We start from the raw sequence: 14516 nt of genomic DNA on the forward strand, positions 1-14516 counted from the left end.
CTGTTTTCTCCCCTTTGCTATTAATAAAAGTTATATTTTCTCTGAATTATCTCAACAAAAACTTATCTTCTCAATCGGCTTGAATAATCAATTATCTTTCTCCTGCTGCCCCCTTACTTTTTCAGCAAGCCCTAATTATAAATACTCAAGCAATCAAAGGGATTGGCTGAGAACGAACGGGGTTAATTCAGGAAGATAGTTCTGTTTTTAGAATAGGGAATTCAAGGGAAATAAAAATTTATAATTAAGTAGTCGTGCAAAATAAATTTCCTAGTGAAGAAAGGCAAAAGGCAAAAGGCAAGGGGGGGTTAGATGTGTGTAATTAATTTTGCTTAGGTACTTATTGTCAGCTAAGGTAAAATGGGTGACAGCACGTCAAATTATTCGGCTCTTCGTTACTTGTTATGGTTCGATAGGGGGGCATAAATCGACTAAATCCTTATATGGCAAGAGACTTAATTGATTAGTTCCCTCTAGATAAAAAACAATTGACAAAAATCGCTAAATGCCTTTCTCTATAAGAGTTTCATTCCTTATAACCCTGTACATTGCATCAGACAAACCGAAGAAACGCAATTTAATGTTCTGATAGCCTTGGGATGATTCAGAGCTAAACCCACAGGTCAAAAATTAAATCATAAAATCCCGCTTGTTTGGCTGGAAAATCGCCCCTTTCTATCCTAGCAATAATTGATGGTAAAGCTGCGATGAAAGCAGGGCTTCTCTCTTTCGGATGTAGACTCCAAGCTCTAGGGTTGGTGAGGTTAATCCTCAGATAATCCGTCCGTTTGAGCTTCTCAGAAACCATAATTTCCCAAGAATCTAATTTTCCCTTTCCAGTCCAGATATTTAGGGCTGTTTTCATCCCTTCTGGCCAATTTTTTACAAACTGCTGCCGATATTCATTATACCAGATGATAGGCAGGGGTAATAACTCATCAAACCGGTTACATTTGAGCAAATATAGGCGACTTCCAAAATATTTAAATTCATAAAAACCTTGAGGATTTAATTTGCCCATATCTGATTCAAAAAACTTACCATCAGAGGTGGGCGGTCCTGTCATAGGACGGACAAACATAATCCGAGGATTTGCTTCCATCAGATCAATTCCTTCAGCAATCCATTTGTAGCCTGGCTCTTGGTACATCATCATATCGCTATCAAAATGCAGCAGATAGTCACTCTGACATTCTTCTATCTTAAAAATCGAGCCAAGGATCGGATAGCCTTTATAGTTATGAGTAGGTTTTATGGCACTGCCGAAATGTTTTAGATATAATCGTTCTTGATACCTGGAATCGTAATTAAAATCTACAATCCGGTCAACCACACCCTTGTGCAGCAAAGTTTGTGCACATTGGCGTAAGTCTTCCATCGTACCAATACCAGGACGATCAACTTTTTCCCCACTCAAAGCAGCCGTGTCTATGGCTAACACTTTTTCTTGAAAGGGAAAATTACACATCTTAACTATATGGGGGATAGTAAGCATCATAAATGGTAAGTCAGTCCGCGCTACAAAAAACCAAAGCGAACAAGTAGGAGATGCCATTAATCTTGCCTCTAACCATTTAGATACGGGACGGGGCTTATTATAACATCTTCACAGCTTTTTTACCCCTTTTGGCAGTTTAAACCCCACCCCAGTTCCTAGTCTTATAGAGTTAGTTGACAAGACTGGGATTTGTGAGGTAATTTTTTAGAAGATGCCCAACTGGGACGATTGATCTCTAAGTATTTTATGACTTTCCCCTTTGTCTCAATTATTATTCCTGTTTTTAATGATGTAGAGGGTCTGAAAACTTGCCTAGAAGCTCTTGAGCGACAAATGTATCCTACGGACGATTGGGAGATCGTTGTTGTCGATAACGGGCCCGATGATAGCATTAAAGATTGCGTGGCTCGATTTCCTCGAGCCTCTTATCTGGTAGAAACCATCCCCACGCAATTTGCTGCCCGCAACACGGGGATTAGGGAATGCCGGGGTGAAATCATTGCTTTTACTGATGCTGACTGCCTTCCCGATGCCCACTGGCTGAGAGAGGGGGTAGAGGATTTGGTCAATACTCCTAATTGTGGTTTGGTTGCAGGTCATATTGAGGTTTTTCCCGAAATCGAAGGCAAAGCCAACGCGGTTGAGCTTTTTGAGATGATTACAGCTTTACCCCAAGAAGAATTAGTTACGAAGATGAAATTTGGCGCAACTGCTAATATTTTTACTTTTAAACAGATTTTTGAAACCGTAGGATTTTTCAATCTCTCTCTTCCCTCGGGAGGAGATTTAGAATGGGGACGGCGAGTTAGTAGCGCAGGTTATCAAGTAGTTTATGCCCCAAAAGCCCTAGTCAAACATCCTGCTCGCAAAACTTGGCCTTCCTTAAGGTCTAGAACCATAAGGGTCATGGGGGGATTGCATCAGATCAATTTAATCAGTTACCCCCATCGGTCTAATTTAAACCGTTTCCGGGGCTTAATCGGTGATATTTGGCGAGATTGGCCTAACCTGAACGATCTTCTGGCTATCTACAAAGATGCCAGAATTCCCAACCAAAGCGATCGGATCAAGGTGGTCTTGGTTACTTTAGCGGTAAAGTGGACAAGGATTTCTGAGAAAGTTAGGCTGTTTTTAGGGGGAGGATTAAAGACGGACTACAATAGAGATTTACAAGCAGTGGGTATTAAGTCAGAAAATATTTGATCTATAGGGGTTTTCCCTCGCCTGAATTCAGTTCTTATACCCTCTCTTTAGGAATCGGCAGAGGTGTTGTTTACGTCTTATTTAGGTTTGCCAGAGCTGATAACTTTTGCTTAATTTTAATCAGGATAGTTTTTATTTTACTCTTGAATAGATTAGAATTTTTGGTAGATCTTTGAATTTGCGTGATTAAATTTTCTGCTATCTTAATCCTCAACAACTTGGCCGTATCTTCAGAGATTTTATTTTCTAGGTAACTTAGCGCATTGCCTAAGGCATCATCTTGAAAATCTGGACAAAAAATGTTAGTGTTTCCTTGCACTCGACTGACGAAAATGAGCCCCTTAATATAGGCAGTTGCTAGAGTTTCTAAATCTAAATCAGATGGCACAAAGTATTGCAAGATATCTTGGAGAGTCTCCTCACCTTCTGCCGCCGCTAAGGCGACACCATAGTTAAAAAAAACGGCTCGATTACGGAGTTGATTGTAGTAAGAAATATCAATGGGGGGATGGACGTTTTCTAGCTGAATCAGGCGCGGATCTTCCTTGGTTAAGCAATCCAAAACCTGTAATATCCCTTTTAAGACCCTGAGTCCTTGCCGACTATGAGAGCTACAATTCTGACGGTATTGAGCTAAAAAATCAGGTATATGCAGCAATTTCTGACGGGATCTGGCGAAGCGAATCCAGATATCCCAGTCTTCACCCCCCGCAGTACCATCGAAATTGAACCAGCCTACTTTTTGCAGAGACTGGGAGCGGATCATAATGCCCGCAATCCCCCCCCAAGTATTGTGTTCCAGAATATTGGGCCAGCTAGGAACTTCACTTTGATCGAGCTGGCCTAGTATAGTCTGGCCATCTTCCGCCATCATCCAAACGTTAGAGGCCACAGCGGCTGCTTCAGGGTTTTTGCTTAAGCTTTCTACACACTTGGCCATCATTGACGGAGCGAGCAGATCATCGGCATCTAAAGTGATTAGAAATTCGCCCCTGATCAAAGCGCTGCCGTTTTTCCTGGCCGCTACTTGCCCCTGTTGTTCTTGATATAAATACTTAATCCGCTGGGGATATCTCTGGGTATATTCTTGGGCTACCTGATGGGTGTTGTCGGTGGAGCCATCATTGACAATAATTATCTCATAGTTTTGATAAGATTGTCTCAAAACAGATTCCACTGCTTGAGCAAGTAAGTGTCCATGCTGATAACAGGGAATTAATACGGAAACTTTGCCGAGCTCAAAAATGGGATCGTTCTCTAGCATATCTTGCACTCATAGGGGTTTATTCTCGGGTTTGCCTAATAAACCTTTGAGTTTTTTACTTAGCCTACTTTTCCAAGTGCGGAAAATTGTGGTCAGGTGATCGCGGATCACATATTGCCAGCGCCAGGGCCAAGATAAATTCTTCAGCCTGTACTTAAGAAACAGATCGCGATTGGGCATATTTGGCCCGTGACCAAAGCCTGCCCAGTGGGTATATAGTATTCTTTTCCCATTTACCTTGTGAGTATTATCGGCAAACTCTATCTTGAATTTTGCCCACTCGGAGCCCAGATCTGGGATAGCCTCAGTAATGGCTTGGGTTTTCAGCCCCTTAATATCCACACAGTAGTTGACAAAAGGCTGGACAATACAATTATCAGCAAAATGCTGTCTGATTGTGGCTGCTTGTTCAGCCAACTCTTGAATATCATCTAGGCTAAAAGCTCCCCGGGAAGATATAAAAGAGCCTGCGTTGAAACCATTTGCCCTATACTCTCGGATCATTTTATCTCTAAACTCCCCCTCTTTATAGACCTGATCGAATATACCCCTATAGTAGTACATAAATTCTAATTCAGAGTTGATATAGGTTCGGAACAGCTCTTGCAAGCTATCTAAAACAATAATGTCAGAATCTAGAAAGATAAAATGCTCTAGGGGTCCCCAGAAGATGGAAAAAATACGAAATCTGTGATTATGTATATCGTCGATACCCCTTACTTTTGCTCCCACTCCATCTAATAGCTCCAAGTTTATATCGCGATAAAAATTGAAATTGTATTTCTGAGAAATTTTACTTAGTTGGGATATATTATCATTAAAAGGTATAACATATAGAGGGCATTCAGGCTCATAGGCCCTGAGACTTTCTAAGAAAGGAATCATCCATTCCAAAACCTGATCATTAGCTAAACAGTATATACCTACTTTTCCAAGCGTCTTCATGGGTTAAGATTTATCAACGAGTTTCCGCTATTCTACTCAGGGAAACTTTTCTTGTCAATCTCAGGGAAAAGGAAAATCCTCAACGCTTACGGTCAAGTAAATTGTGGCCAGGGCTACAAGTCCGTCAAGATACAACAATTTCACCGCCAAGGATAAAGTTAGTATTTTGTTCCTTTCCTGTTCCCTCCTTTCAAGCCACGAGGACTCTAAGGACAGGCAATATCTCAACCTAATTCGTTGCTAGGTCTTGCCGGAGCCGGTCTCTAAATCGGTTAACTGTGATATAAATATTTTTAGATGGGAGCAGTAAAAACTTATGAGCAACGGAATCTGTACTTTGGCTAACGATCGGGTTTACGATCAGCTAGTGGCTTTGCTGAATAGCATTGAGGCGAATGGGGGAAAAGACTTACCAGTTTGTGTCTACCCCTACGATGACCAAACCGAGGAAATTGCCAAGTTAATCGCTCAACGCCCCCAAGTTGAACTGTATCGCGAGCGGGAGTCGATGGAGAGGTGGGATAATTTTGCCAAAGCAGCCTGGGATTCCCATCCTACAGCCCGCATCAGGTGGCAGCAAGCGGGAAGCAATGGCTATCATCGTTTTGGTACCCATCGTCGCTACTGTGCCTTTGACGGCCCCTTTGACCGATTTGTCTATATGGACGCGGATACCTTACTTTTGTCTCCCATAGACTATTTCTGGGAAAAGCTAGACGATTATGATTGTGTTATCTACGATTATCAGTATAAAGATCCCTCCCACGTCTATGAAGTTAGTTCGCCAAGGTTACTGAAAATATTCTCCGAAGAACGGATCAAAAAAGAGATTTTCTGTTCAGGAATCTATGCTTCTAAAAAAAACTTATTTGAGGAAGAAAAGAGAAATTGGATTCTGGAACAATTGCGTTCAGGAGAGTCAGAGATTATCTATCCCATGGCAGTGGATCAACCTCTTCTAAACTACATGATGATGAGAACAGGTACTTCTATATACAATTATGCTTTAAATACTCCTCCAGAAAAGAGAGTAGGTAACTGCGTTACCGATCCCAAATTTGTCGAAAAAGATAATTTATTGTATGATAAAGGATATAGGTTAATTTACCTTCATTATATTGGGATTTCAAGCAGTTTCTTTACTAGATGTTGCCAGGGAGAAAATATAGATTTTCCCTATCGCAGTTTATTTTTATATTATCGCTATCTCTACGAACCTGAAAATTATCCTCAATTTAAATCCAGTCCTGTCTGGTACAATCAACCTAAAAGTTTAGGAAAAAGAATGAAGGAAAAATTACAGAGAATAGTCAGTAGAGTTTTTTCTAACTAATAACAAGAGGTTAATTTGTGACAGAAAAAATAGTAGGTATGCTCAGCAGCTATCCCAATTTAAATCAGGGAGATTGGCTATGGAAACAAACTCCTTATCCCATGGGAGTTTGGGGTAATATTTCCATGCAAGCTAACGCTCCTGAGCCAGATTACTTATTACTTTATCAGTTTGATTTTCCGGAACCAAAGAAAGAGCAAGGCGGCTGGAAAAATTGGCTCAAAAAACCAGCAAAGCCACAGCAGGCACTTCCATCTATTTTGGGGAGAGTTCCCAAGGAACGCATTATCTATCTCTTAAGAGAACCGCCCTTACCAGAAGTGTTATCGACCAATCTGGAAAATTACCGCATCGCCAGCGAGTATTGTGGCTATGTATCAGGTCCGGATGATTACGCGCCTCAACCATACTATATGCCTGCCGACTGGCACATAAGCAACAGCTTTCGAGATCTGGCCGATTTGCCCTGTCCGGAAAAAATTCGCCTCTGCTCTTGGATTACCTCTGGAACTACCCGCACAGCCAATCATCGCCACCGTTTGTCCTTTATGCAGCTAATCAAAGATAACGAACTTCCTTTCGATTTTTATGGGCGAGGTTTGCCGGACTGGACGGGTTCGAGAGGCTCGGTACAAAATAAATGGAATGTCCTAGCTCCCTACTACTACAATCTGGCCATAGAAAACTACGCACAGAGTAGGTGGTATATCAGCGAAAAGCTCTGGGATCCGCTATTAGCTTGGTGTCTACCTATTTATTACGGTGGAGCGGATGCAGAGAAACTATTGCCACCGAAAAGTTTCTTACGCCTGCCCAGTTTGGATCAAAAAGGAGTTGATTATTTGCGAGAGGTCACTTCTAGTTTGGATGCTTGGCACGAAGCGAAAGAAGCGATCGCCGAAGCGAGACAAGTTATCCTGTACGAGCTGAATCTACTTAACTGGCTCTCTAATTTCGTGGTATCCTAAATGCCAATGGTTCTCTTCGGTTTTGTTGGCAAATTGTTCTATATGATGCCTATTAGCCGCAACTATGAATGCTCCTAAATCAGGACGAAAACTGGGACGGTAGGGACAGAAGGTGTTTTCCTGAGTACAGGATAAACAAGAGAGCCAACCAATTTTTAAAACAACTCTTTCCTATATTGATGGTTAAACAATGCTGAAAAAAACTATTGGAGTCTATATGCCCTATTTTATGGGAGGAGGTGCTGAATCTGTGGCTCTCTGGATACTAGAAGCCTTAAAAGAAAAATATGACTTAACTCTTTTTACCCTTTACTATCCAGACTGGGAAAAGCTAAATAAGTTGTATGAAACATCCCTCAATCCCAAAGAAGTTAAAGTTGTTTCTGTATTACCAAAAAGTTGGCAAGGCATCTCAGAGTTTCTCATCAGTAATAATCCTCATTTTCGGCAGATATCCATTCATTTAAGCCTGCGTTATTTAAAAGAAAGAGCCAAAAATTATTCCTTGGTGCTATCAGCTTGTAATGCGGCCGATCTAGGCGTACCAGGAATCCAATATATCCATTGGGTTAAAGTCCTTGAAGGTGGTAAAATACACCAGAATATGCCCTACCTAAATATCTCCAATTTTTCTGTAGATAACCTCAAAAAGAATCTGTCTATTTCTAACTCTTTTGATGTAGCCAAAGCAGTCAAAGAAGTTTACGGGCTTGATAGTACCGTTATCTATCCCCCAGTGGTCATTCCCGTTAAGGATATTGCTCGGGAGCAAAAAGAGAATGCTTTTGTAATTAGCGGTAGGTTAACAGTAGATAAAAGTCCAGATTTCGGCATTAAAGTCTTAAAAGCAGTGCGGGAGAGAGGATTTTCCATCAAACTCCATATAACTGGGGGAGCTGGGGGAGCTTTTAATAAAAAGTATCAACACTATATTGAACAATTGGTAGCAGAAAATTCCGACTGGATTCAACTGTATAAGGATCTTCCCTATGCAGATTATTGTAATATACTGTACAAATGTAGGTATGGTATCCATCCCAAGAAAGACCAGTTTGGTATCTCCGTAGCCGAAATGGTGAGAGCAGATATCATTCCCTTTGTACAGAAAATAGGAGGTCAAACTGAAATCGTCGGTAAGCACAATACAGAATTGCAATTTAACAGTATGGAAGAAGCAGTAGAAAAGATTATTGCAGTAATTAGTAATGAAAAGAAACAGGAAGAGCTTTTAATGTCCCTCTCCCATCAAAAGTCTCTTTTTTCATCAGAGAAATTTCAAAGGGAAATCAGTCAATTTGTAGATAATTATTTCTCTGACAACGTTTCCGAAACCTAGGCAAGAGATTCTAACGCTTGCACATACTATGTGACTACATCATCCCAAGTCCACAGGCGTTTCGTCGGGAGCATCTCACTTGTGCAACAAGTATTAATGCTTATGGCTGTCAAAAACTATAAAACCTTGAACTTTAAACCCCAACTAAGTTGAGACCCGTAGTTTTTCCTCCTCTATTTTAAGATGAGTTTTACTCCATAAGTGATCGGCCAAAACGAGAGGCGCGCTATATTGATCACTATTCTAAAATGGAAGCAGGGGATTTTTGCTTGAATCTATGACTGTAACACTGCTCGCACCACCGGCTGAAATAATTCACCTGTCCGGGATTAGCTGGAAAACCTACGAAACGCTGCTCGCAGAAATGAGCGATCGCCGTCTCCAGCTGACCTACAATCGTGGCAATTTAGAAATCATGGCTCCTTCGACCGGACACGAAAGATTCAAGAAAGTGGCGGGGCGATTTGTTGAGACAATGGCTGAAGAACTTTGGATTCGGATAGAACCCTTGGGGTCAACCACCTTTAAACGCCCTCAATTAAGTGGTGCAGAACCCGATGAATGTTTTTATATTGATAATATTGAGGCGGTTCGGGGGAAAAAGCGACTGGACTTAAATGAAAACCCACCACCGGATTTAGTCATAGAAATTGATGTCACCAGCAGTTCTCAAAATCGCCTTCAGGTTTATGCAGATCTAGGCGTGGCAGAGGTTTGGGTTTATAATGGGGAATCTCTGGTTATCCAACAATTACAAAATGGCAGTTATATCACCTCCCCAACCAGTCAATTTTTTATGAATATTCCTATTTCAGAGATTGCTATATTTTTACAACAAGCTGAGACATTGGATTACCTAGAGTTAGTAAAAGCATTTGGGACTTGCGCTTTGATAATGTACCTTTTGGGCGAACGCAGTTCGCCCCTACATTGTGGACAAAATCGGTTACTGTAGGGGCGCAAAGCTTGCGCCCTCCGATCGATCAGGTTTGCTGATCGATCGGAGGGCGAGAGCCTTCGAGAGCCCCCGCAGCTAAGGGACTTGCGCTTTGATAATATGCCATCTGGCTGGTCTGATTCTTCTACAGAGCGATTTTCTGGCTGGGATATTATTCCCACGCAAGTCCCTTTCGGAATTGGGTAAGAAGTCAGTTGAAAAAATAAATCTGAACTGGAGTCTCAAAAATGGGAACTAACAACTTTTCCTTTTTGGGTCGTTGGTCGTCAATACCAAATCAGGTTACACCTCATCGACCCAAAGGTTAATGCGGATGGAGGGACTCGAACCCACACATCAAAGACACTAGAACCTAAATCTAGCGCGTCTACCAATTCCGCCACATCCGCAAATATGTCACCTTATTCCATCATAGCATAAGATACTATAGGAAAGATAAAATTTTTTATTCTTAATAATTTTATGCTCTTAGGTTTTGTCTTTCAGTCTCCCGGCCCGATTCTCTGGGAGATTGGACCGATTTCGGTGCGCTGGTATGGATTTCTCATCGCTATGGCGGTATTATTGGGTGTCACCCTCTCCCAGTACCTAGCTCAAAAAAGAGCGATCGATCCCGATTTAATCGCTGATTTGGCCATTTGGTTAGTAGTGGGGGCCATACCTGCAGCCCGTTTGTACTATGTTCTCTTTCAGTGGCAAGAATACGCGCAAAATCCTGCCGATATTATCGCCATTTGGAAGGGAGGTATCGCTATTCACGGGGCAATTATCGGGGGTTTGCTGGCAGCCCTAATCTTTGCTCGCATTAATCGGGTTTCTCTTTGGCAATTGCTCGATCTGGTGGCCCCTTCCGTCATTCTCGGTCAAGCGATTGGACGTTGGGGTAACTTTTTTAATTCGGAAGCTTTTGGCAGTCCGACTAATTTACCTTGGAGGTTGTTTATTCCTCCCGCTAGTCGTCCTTTAAAATATATCACCGTCGATTATTTTCATCCCACCTTTCTCTACGAATCTATCTGGAATCTGGGAGTTTTTGCCCTACTCATCTATCTATTTTTCTGGGGTTTAAAACACCCTAGTAAATTAAAAATTGGCACCCTTACCCTAGTCTATTTTATCGCCTACAGTCTTGGTAGATTCTGGATTGAAGGACTACGCACCGATAGTTTAATGTTTGGACCTCTGAAAATGGCACAAATAATTAGTTTAGTAGCGATCGCTATCGGTATTTTCGGTTTATTCTGGTTATATAAACTCCAGCGTCCTTTACCGGATGTGGTGGCGACCGTCAGTTATAATCAAAAGTTACCCTAGCTAACCCCGACAATGGATCTAGTAACAATTTTTCAACAGGTTTTAAACGGTTTATCGATCGGTAGTGTCTATGCTATTTTTGCCCTTGGTTACACTTTGATTTTTTCCATTTTAGGGATTATCAATTTTGCCCATGGTGCAATTTTTACCCTCGGCGCCTATTTTACCTATGCTCTAACGGGGGGAGTTTTCGGTTTTAATGGTTTATTAGCTAATGCCAAATTGCCCTTTTCCTTACCCTTTTTTTTAGCACTTTTCCTAGGCTGTATCCTTTCAGGGTTCACCTCGGTTCTTCTGGAAAGATTAGCCTTCAAACCCCTCCGGGTAAGGGGTTCCGATTCTCTCTTAACTCTGGTTTCTAGTCTAGGGGCAGCCGTGGTAATTGTCAATGTTATTCAATACTTATTCGGAGCAGAAATTTATACTTTTCCCGATGATATTTATGGCAATCTTCCCCCCGCAATTAATTTTGGTACAGCCGATCGCCCCGTGGCAATTCGCACAATTCAGATTATTATTTTTCTGGTTTCAGCAGTTATGGTGGCTTTACTAACTTATTGGGTTAATTTTACCAAAATGGGCAAAGCTTTACAAGCAGTAGCTGAAGATGTCACCACGGCCAGTTTGTTGGGGATCAATCCCGAAAAATTTATCGTGATTACCTTTTTTATTAGTGGTGCCTTGGCAGGTTTAGCAGGAACTTTAGTCGGTTCTAGTGTTAGTATTGCCGGTCCCTATTTCGGTATTGCTTTCGGATTAAAAGGTTTAGGAGTGATTGTTTTAGGGGGATTGGGAAGTATCCCCGGAGCGGTTATCGGTGGTTTATTATTGGGTATTGCCGAAGCTTTTGTTCCCGCAGAATATTCCGGTTATCGAGAAGCGATCGCTTTTGCTATTCTCTTTATTATGTTGTTAGTTCGTCCCCAGGGTTTACTAGGCAGAAAGTTAATTCAAAAAGTCTAAGTCGGTTTAATTGTCCGCGAGAACAACTGTTTTTCCCGACAAAGAAGATTGATAGGCAGCATAGGCCACTTCTAGGGCATAAAGACTGGCTTGGGGAGTAACATAAAGAGGAACCTGATCGAAGAGATAATCTAGCACCATGGCGGTATCTTTAGCAAAAAGACCACGACGGGTTTCCACTTCTAAAACTTGGCTACCTTCACTATTAATTAACTGCCCTTTTTCCCCTTCAAAAATTAAGCTGCCCCCCTCACCATGAATAGTGAAAGTTCGCTCATTTTCCCAAAAAACTTCGCCTTTGCCGTAGGTAACTTCGGCAATTAAGCCATTTTTAAATAATAACTGCGCCTCACACAAACAGGCCAGAAAATAATCGGATTCCGGGGCATTCCAATAACGACAATGACAGGATACGGACTCCACTTCCCCAAATAAATTAGTAAAGCGATGGATACGAGAAAGGGCAGCAATCAAAGGAAACCCGAATAAATCCCGATGAAATGTCCAGCGCCGGGGTGCTGGTCTGCCGGGGGCGATTGTGGTATAACGGGCTAGGTGGATATTGCCGAGGCTGTCTAAATACTGCTGTTGGGTTTGATGCAGTCCCCCCAAAAGTTCAATATGTTCGACGTGCAGTAATTTGTTCTCGGTTTCGGCTAGGGTGATTAATTCTGCTGCCGCTGCCGGGTGAAAAGCCAGAGGATACTCGACGATAACGTGCTTACCAGATTTTAAGGCAGTACGGGCGATCGAGGCATGGGCCTGATTAACGTTGGCAATGACAATCAGATCGAGATCAGGATGACTGGCCAGGCTTATTGCCGAATCTAGGGCAGAAATTTGGTATTTTTGCGAGAAATTAACGATCGATTCGGGACTATTACCGCTAAAATACAGAAGCTGGGCGCGGTCGTCGGCTTGCAAGCTTTCAGCGCGACGTTGAGCGGCGAACCCTGTGCCAACTATACCAATTTTTAAGGGACGATGAGAAGTCATCAGGGGCATTCTGGCGACATTAATTATCGGGAAGTGGGGTGTGGGGTGTGGGGTGTGGGGAGATCGGGGAATTTCAACTAATACCCCAAAACCCTAAAACCCCAACTCTCAACTCCTGAATACTTTCTACAGCAATTCTGCTTTTCCCAGCTTTATCTTAGCAATCAACTCATCTATTATCTCAAAAATAGCGCCCTGAAAGATGTGGGAGGGTGAATTCATATTTTTAATGGGCAACGCCAATTTTTTGCTCCTGTTTAGGCCCTAGACATTCTAAACCGCCATCGGTTGTCGGGGAGCATGACGACTAGGGGAAACCACTACGGGAGTGGGCGACACTGCACAGGTTAATTCTAGAGACTGTTCTAAACTAACCACCCGATTGAGTTCTTGCCATTCAGTGCCAAAAGGAGGCATCGCTAGAGCGCAGGCTTTCCAATGAGCTTCGACGGGAACATCTAGTTGTTGACAAGTGCCACCGCGCCGACCTTGGGTTTGATAGTATCGGCAGTATCGACAGGAAGAAGTAAGAAAGTTTGCGGCTTGCATGGGTTGGCTTTAAAAGGAAGATGATTATAAGGAACTCAAAGGATGACTCTCTTTTGGCTCTGTGTAATATTGTCCTACCCTGTGCCAAGGGTATTTTCCTGACTAGCATAGCTAGGACTGATACGCCATATAGTTTTTAGTGATCCCCAAAAAAAATTTTGTTTTTAGAATCTTTTAATAGTTACTTTGCAAAAAGCAGCACTGTCTCAAAACAGAGGAGTTAAACTCAGTTGTGGCCGAGGTTATCGGCTCTGGTATCGGCGATAACAAAGCGGGGATCAAGCCTTAGCCGAATAGAATTGATGAATACAGGTTCAATTAAGACAGAAAAGATCGGCCAATTGATTCCCGACTCAAAAGCACTCTTTCCACAAGACTATTAAGAAATTGAATCTTTTGCCCCGCCCGACTGGGCAAAACAAAAAGCACAACATTGCCAACGCTCAAGCTCTCCGGAGGGACTGGGAGACTGACAACGAGGACAAATCGGCCAGGATCGGGTTCTATGACGTATTTTCTGGCTCCAACTCTCTAAACCGTCCAGTTGCCGGGGATTTTCTGGCGGTTTTTCCGGGGTGACATAACTAGGATGATCTCTCAGGGATTTAGGTGCGATCGCTTCTGGAGGAATTAACTGACTATCTTGCTGCCAACGGGCAGCAGAAAAGCGGATATCGCCCAAGGGAGTCTCTAACTGACTATTAAGCCGTTTTAATAAGCTATAGCGTTGTAAAGACAATTCCTGTGCTAAAGCGGCGCTACTGGTAGCCACCGATAAAACCCCGCGATTGAGGGAAAAAGGCCGAGTTTGCTCCAACAGACGGGGATTAATAATTTTTGGCCATAATTGCAGCACTTGCTCATAGTGGCGATATTCTTCCCAACCCGCCTGTTGAGTAATAACCGCTAAAATTTTGTCAAGAGAATGTAAAGACATCTGGAAAATCTAGAGAGTACCACGTTAGACTAGGACGAAAAAACCCCTAAGTAGCTGGTTATAATTAAATTAAAAATGGATTTTAGGTTCGATCCCCCCTGCCCCCCTTGATAAGCTGTCCTTTAGTCACATCTTTCTTAACATTTCAAACCTTTGTAGCACAAGGCTTTCAAGACTCGGTTAACAATTTGTAATATTCCTTGTTGACACCCTTACTGACAAAGAAAAAACTGAAATCAAGTCAGGATAAGG

General features: G+C 42.3%; 14 protein-coding genes and 1 tRNA gene. 8 read left to right on the forward strand and 7 right to left on the reverse strand.

The window, feature by feature from the left end:
• Positions 1 to 199: hypothetical protein (locus O9323_RS07880; RefSeq protein ID WP_288124916.1), on the forward strand; the 199-nt coding region annotated here is incomplete at its 5' end.
• 411 nt (positions 200 to 610) lie between these two features.
• Here O9323_RS07880 and O9323_RS07885 read toward each other — a convergent pair.
• The gene (locus O9323_RS07885; RefSeq protein ID WP_149107849.1) at positions 611 to 1555 is read right to left on the reverse strand and encodes a hypothetical protein; all 945 of its coding nucleotides are present in this window, start codon (positions 1553 to 1555) and stop codon (positions 611 to 613) included.
• Positions 1556 to 1744: 189 nt separating this feature from the next.
• Between O9323_RS07885 and O9323_RS07890 the strand changes: the two genes are divergently transcribed.
• Entirely contained in the window at positions 1745 to 2701 is a 957-nt protein-coding gene (locus O9323_RS07890) for a glycosyltransferase family 2 protein (RefSeq protein WP_123230889.1), read from the forward strand.
• 70 nt (positions 2702 to 2771) lie between these two features.
• Here the strand turns inward: O9323_RS07890 and O9323_RS07895 are convergent, their stop codons facing one another.
• Complete coding sequence (locus O9323_RS07895) at positions 2772 to 3965, reverse strand: glycosyltransferase family 2 protein (RefSeq protein WP_002753560.1); 1194 nt, start codon at positions 3963 to 3965, stop codon at positions 2772 to 2774.
• A 9-nt stretch (positions 3966 to 3974) separates the two neighbouring features.
• On the reverse strand, positions 3975 to 4910 hold the full coding sequence (locus O9323_RS07900; protein WP_002733992.1) for a glycosyltransferase: 936 nt from the start codon (positions 4908 to 4910) through the stop codon (positions 3975 to 3977).
• Between the two features lie 316 nt (positions 4911 to 5226).
• On the opposite strand from O9323_RS07900, the gene O9323_RS07905 reads away from it, so the two are divergent.
• The 4 genes from O9323_RS07905 (at position 5227) to O9323_RS07920 (ending at position 9502) form a co-directional block, all read left to right on the forward strand.
• Positions 5227 to 6243 (forward strand): Npun_R2821/Npun_R2822 family protein, encoded by a 1017-nt coding sequence (locus O9323_RS07905; protein ID WP_002753555.1) that lies wholly within the window; start codon positions 5227 to 5229, stop codon positions 6241 to 6243.
• Positions 6244 to 6260: 17 nt separating this feature from the next.
• Positions 6261 to 7211 carry a glycosyltransferase family 10 domain-containing protein gene (locus O9323_RS07910; protein WP_002774912.1) on the forward strand — a complete coding sequence of 317 codons (951 nt, stop codon included), beginning with the start codon at positions 6261 to 6263 and terminating at the stop codon, positions 7209 to 7211.
• 190 nt (positions 7212 to 7401) lie between these two features.
• Positions 7402 to 8547, forward strand: a complete 1146-nt coding sequence (locus O9323_RS07915; RefSeq protein WP_002753550.1) for a glycosyltransferase — start codon at positions 7402 to 7404, stop codon at positions 8545 to 8547.
• A gap of 277 nt (positions 8548 to 8824) precedes the next feature.
• Positions 8825 to 9502: a Uma2 family endonuclease gene (locus tag O9323_RS07920; RefSeq protein ID WP_288124917.1), complete on the forward strand. Its 678-nt coding sequence runs from the start codon at positions 8825 to 8827 to the stop codon at positions 9500 to 9502.
• 311 nt (positions 9503 to 9813) lie between these two features.
• Here the strand turns inward: O9323_RS07920 and O9323_RS07925 are convergent.
• Positions 9814 to 9894, reverse strand: a tRNA-Leu gene (locus O9323_RS07925).
• Between the two features lie 73 nt (positions 9895 to 9967).
• Between O9323_RS07925 and lgt the strand changes: the two genes are divergently transcribed.
• Together lgt and O9323_RS07935 are read left to right on the forward strand one after the other, a co-directional pair.
• Entirely contained in the window at positions 9968 to 10819 is an 852-nt protein-coding gene (lgt, locus tag O9323_RS07930; RefSeq protein ID WP_288124918.1) for a prolipoprotein diacylglyceryl transferase, read from the forward strand.
• A gap of 12 nt (positions 10820 to 10831) precedes the next feature.
• Entirely contained in the window at positions 10832 to 11782 is a 951-nt protein-coding gene (locus O9323_RS07935; RefSeq protein ID WP_002745784.1) for a branched-chain amino acid ABC transporter permease, read from the forward strand.
• A gap of 6 nt (positions 11783 to 11788) precedes the next feature.
• Here O9323_RS07935 and O9323_RS07940 read toward each other — a convergent pair whose 3' ends face one another.
• From O9323_RS07940 to O9323_RS07950, 3 genes are all read right to left on the reverse strand, one after another.
• On the reverse strand, positions 11789 to 12787 hold the full coding sequence (locus tag O9323_RS07940) for a Gfo/Idh/MocA family protein (RefSeq protein ID WP_024970046.1): 999 nt from the start codon (positions 12785 to 12787) through the stop codon (positions 11789 to 11791).
• A 264-nt stretch (positions 12788 to 13051) separates the two neighbouring features.
• The gene (locus O9323_RS07945; protein ID WP_002733655.1) at positions 13052 to 13327 is read right to left on the reverse strand and encodes a hypothetical protein; all 276 of its coding nucleotides are present in this window, start codon (positions 13325 to 13327) and stop codon (positions 13052 to 13054) included.
• 379 nt (positions 13328 to 13706) lie between these two features.
• Positions 13707 to 14264: a DciA family protein gene (locus tag O9323_RS07950; RefSeq protein ID WP_288124919.1), complete on the reverse strand. Its 558-nt coding sequence runs from the start codon at positions 14262 to 14264 to the stop codon at positions 13707 to 13709.
• Between the last annotated feature and the right edge of the window lie 252 nt (positions 14265 to 14516).

This window comes from Microcystis sp. LE19-131.1A (assembly GCF_027532015.1).
Lineage (GTDB): Bacteria > Cyanobacteriota > Cyanobacteriia > Cyanobacteriales > Microcystaceae > Microcystis > Microcystis ichthyoblabe_A.

What these genes read in the sequence shown, in the direction of transcription:
- O9323_RS07885 (WP_149107849.1), bottom strand. Translation starts at nt 1,555, where the DNA reads ATGGCATCTCCTACTTGTTCGCTTTGGTTTTTTGTAGCGCGGACTGAC.
- O9323_RS07890 (WP_123230889.1), top strand. Translation starts at nt 1,745, where the DNA reads ATGACTTTCCCCTTTGTCTCAATTATTATTCCTGTTTTTAATGATGTA.
- O9323_RS07895 (WP_002753560.1), bottom strand. Translation starts at nt 3,965, where the DNA reads ATGCTAGAGAACGATCCCATTTTTGAGCTCGGCAAAGTTTCCGTATTA.
- O9323_RS07900 (WP_002733992.1), bottom strand. Translation starts at nt 4,910, where the DNA reads ATGAAGACGCTTGGAAAAGTAGGTATATACTGTTTAGCTAATGATCAG.
- O9323_RS07905 (WP_002753555.1), top strand. Translation starts at nt 5,227, where the DNA reads ATGAGCAACGGAATCTGTACTTTGGCTAACGATCGGGTTTACGATCAG.
- O9323_RS07915 (WP_002753550.1), top strand. Translation starts at nt 7,402, where the DNA reads ATGCTGAAAAAAACTATTGGAGTCTATATGCCCTATTTTATGGGAGGA.
- O9323_RS07920 (WP_288124917.1), top strand. Translation starts at nt 8,825, where the DNA reads ATGACTGTAACACTGCTCGCACCACCGGCTGAAATAATTCACCTGTCC.
- lgt (WP_288124918.1), top strand. Translation starts at nt 9,968, where the DNA reads ATGCTCTTAGGTTTTGTCTTTCAGTCTCCCGGCCCGATTCTCTGGGAG.
- O9323_RS07935 (WP_002745784.1), top strand. Translation starts at nt 10,832, where the DNA reads ATGGATCTAGTAACAATTTTTCAACAGGTTTTAAACGGTTTATCGATC.
- O9323_RS07940 (WP_024970046.1), bottom strand. Translation starts at nt 12,787, where the DNA reads ATGCCCCTGATGACTTCTCATCGTCCCTTAAAAATTGGTATAGTTGGC.
- O9323_RS07945 (WP_002733655.1), bottom strand. Translation starts at nt 13,327, where the DNA reads ATGCAAGCCGCAAACTTTCTTACTTCTTCCTGTCGATACTGCCGATAC.
- O9323_RS07950 (WP_288124919.1), bottom strand. Translation starts at nt 14,264, where the DNA reads ATGTCTTTACATTCTCTTGACAAAATTTTAGCGGTTATTACTCAACAG.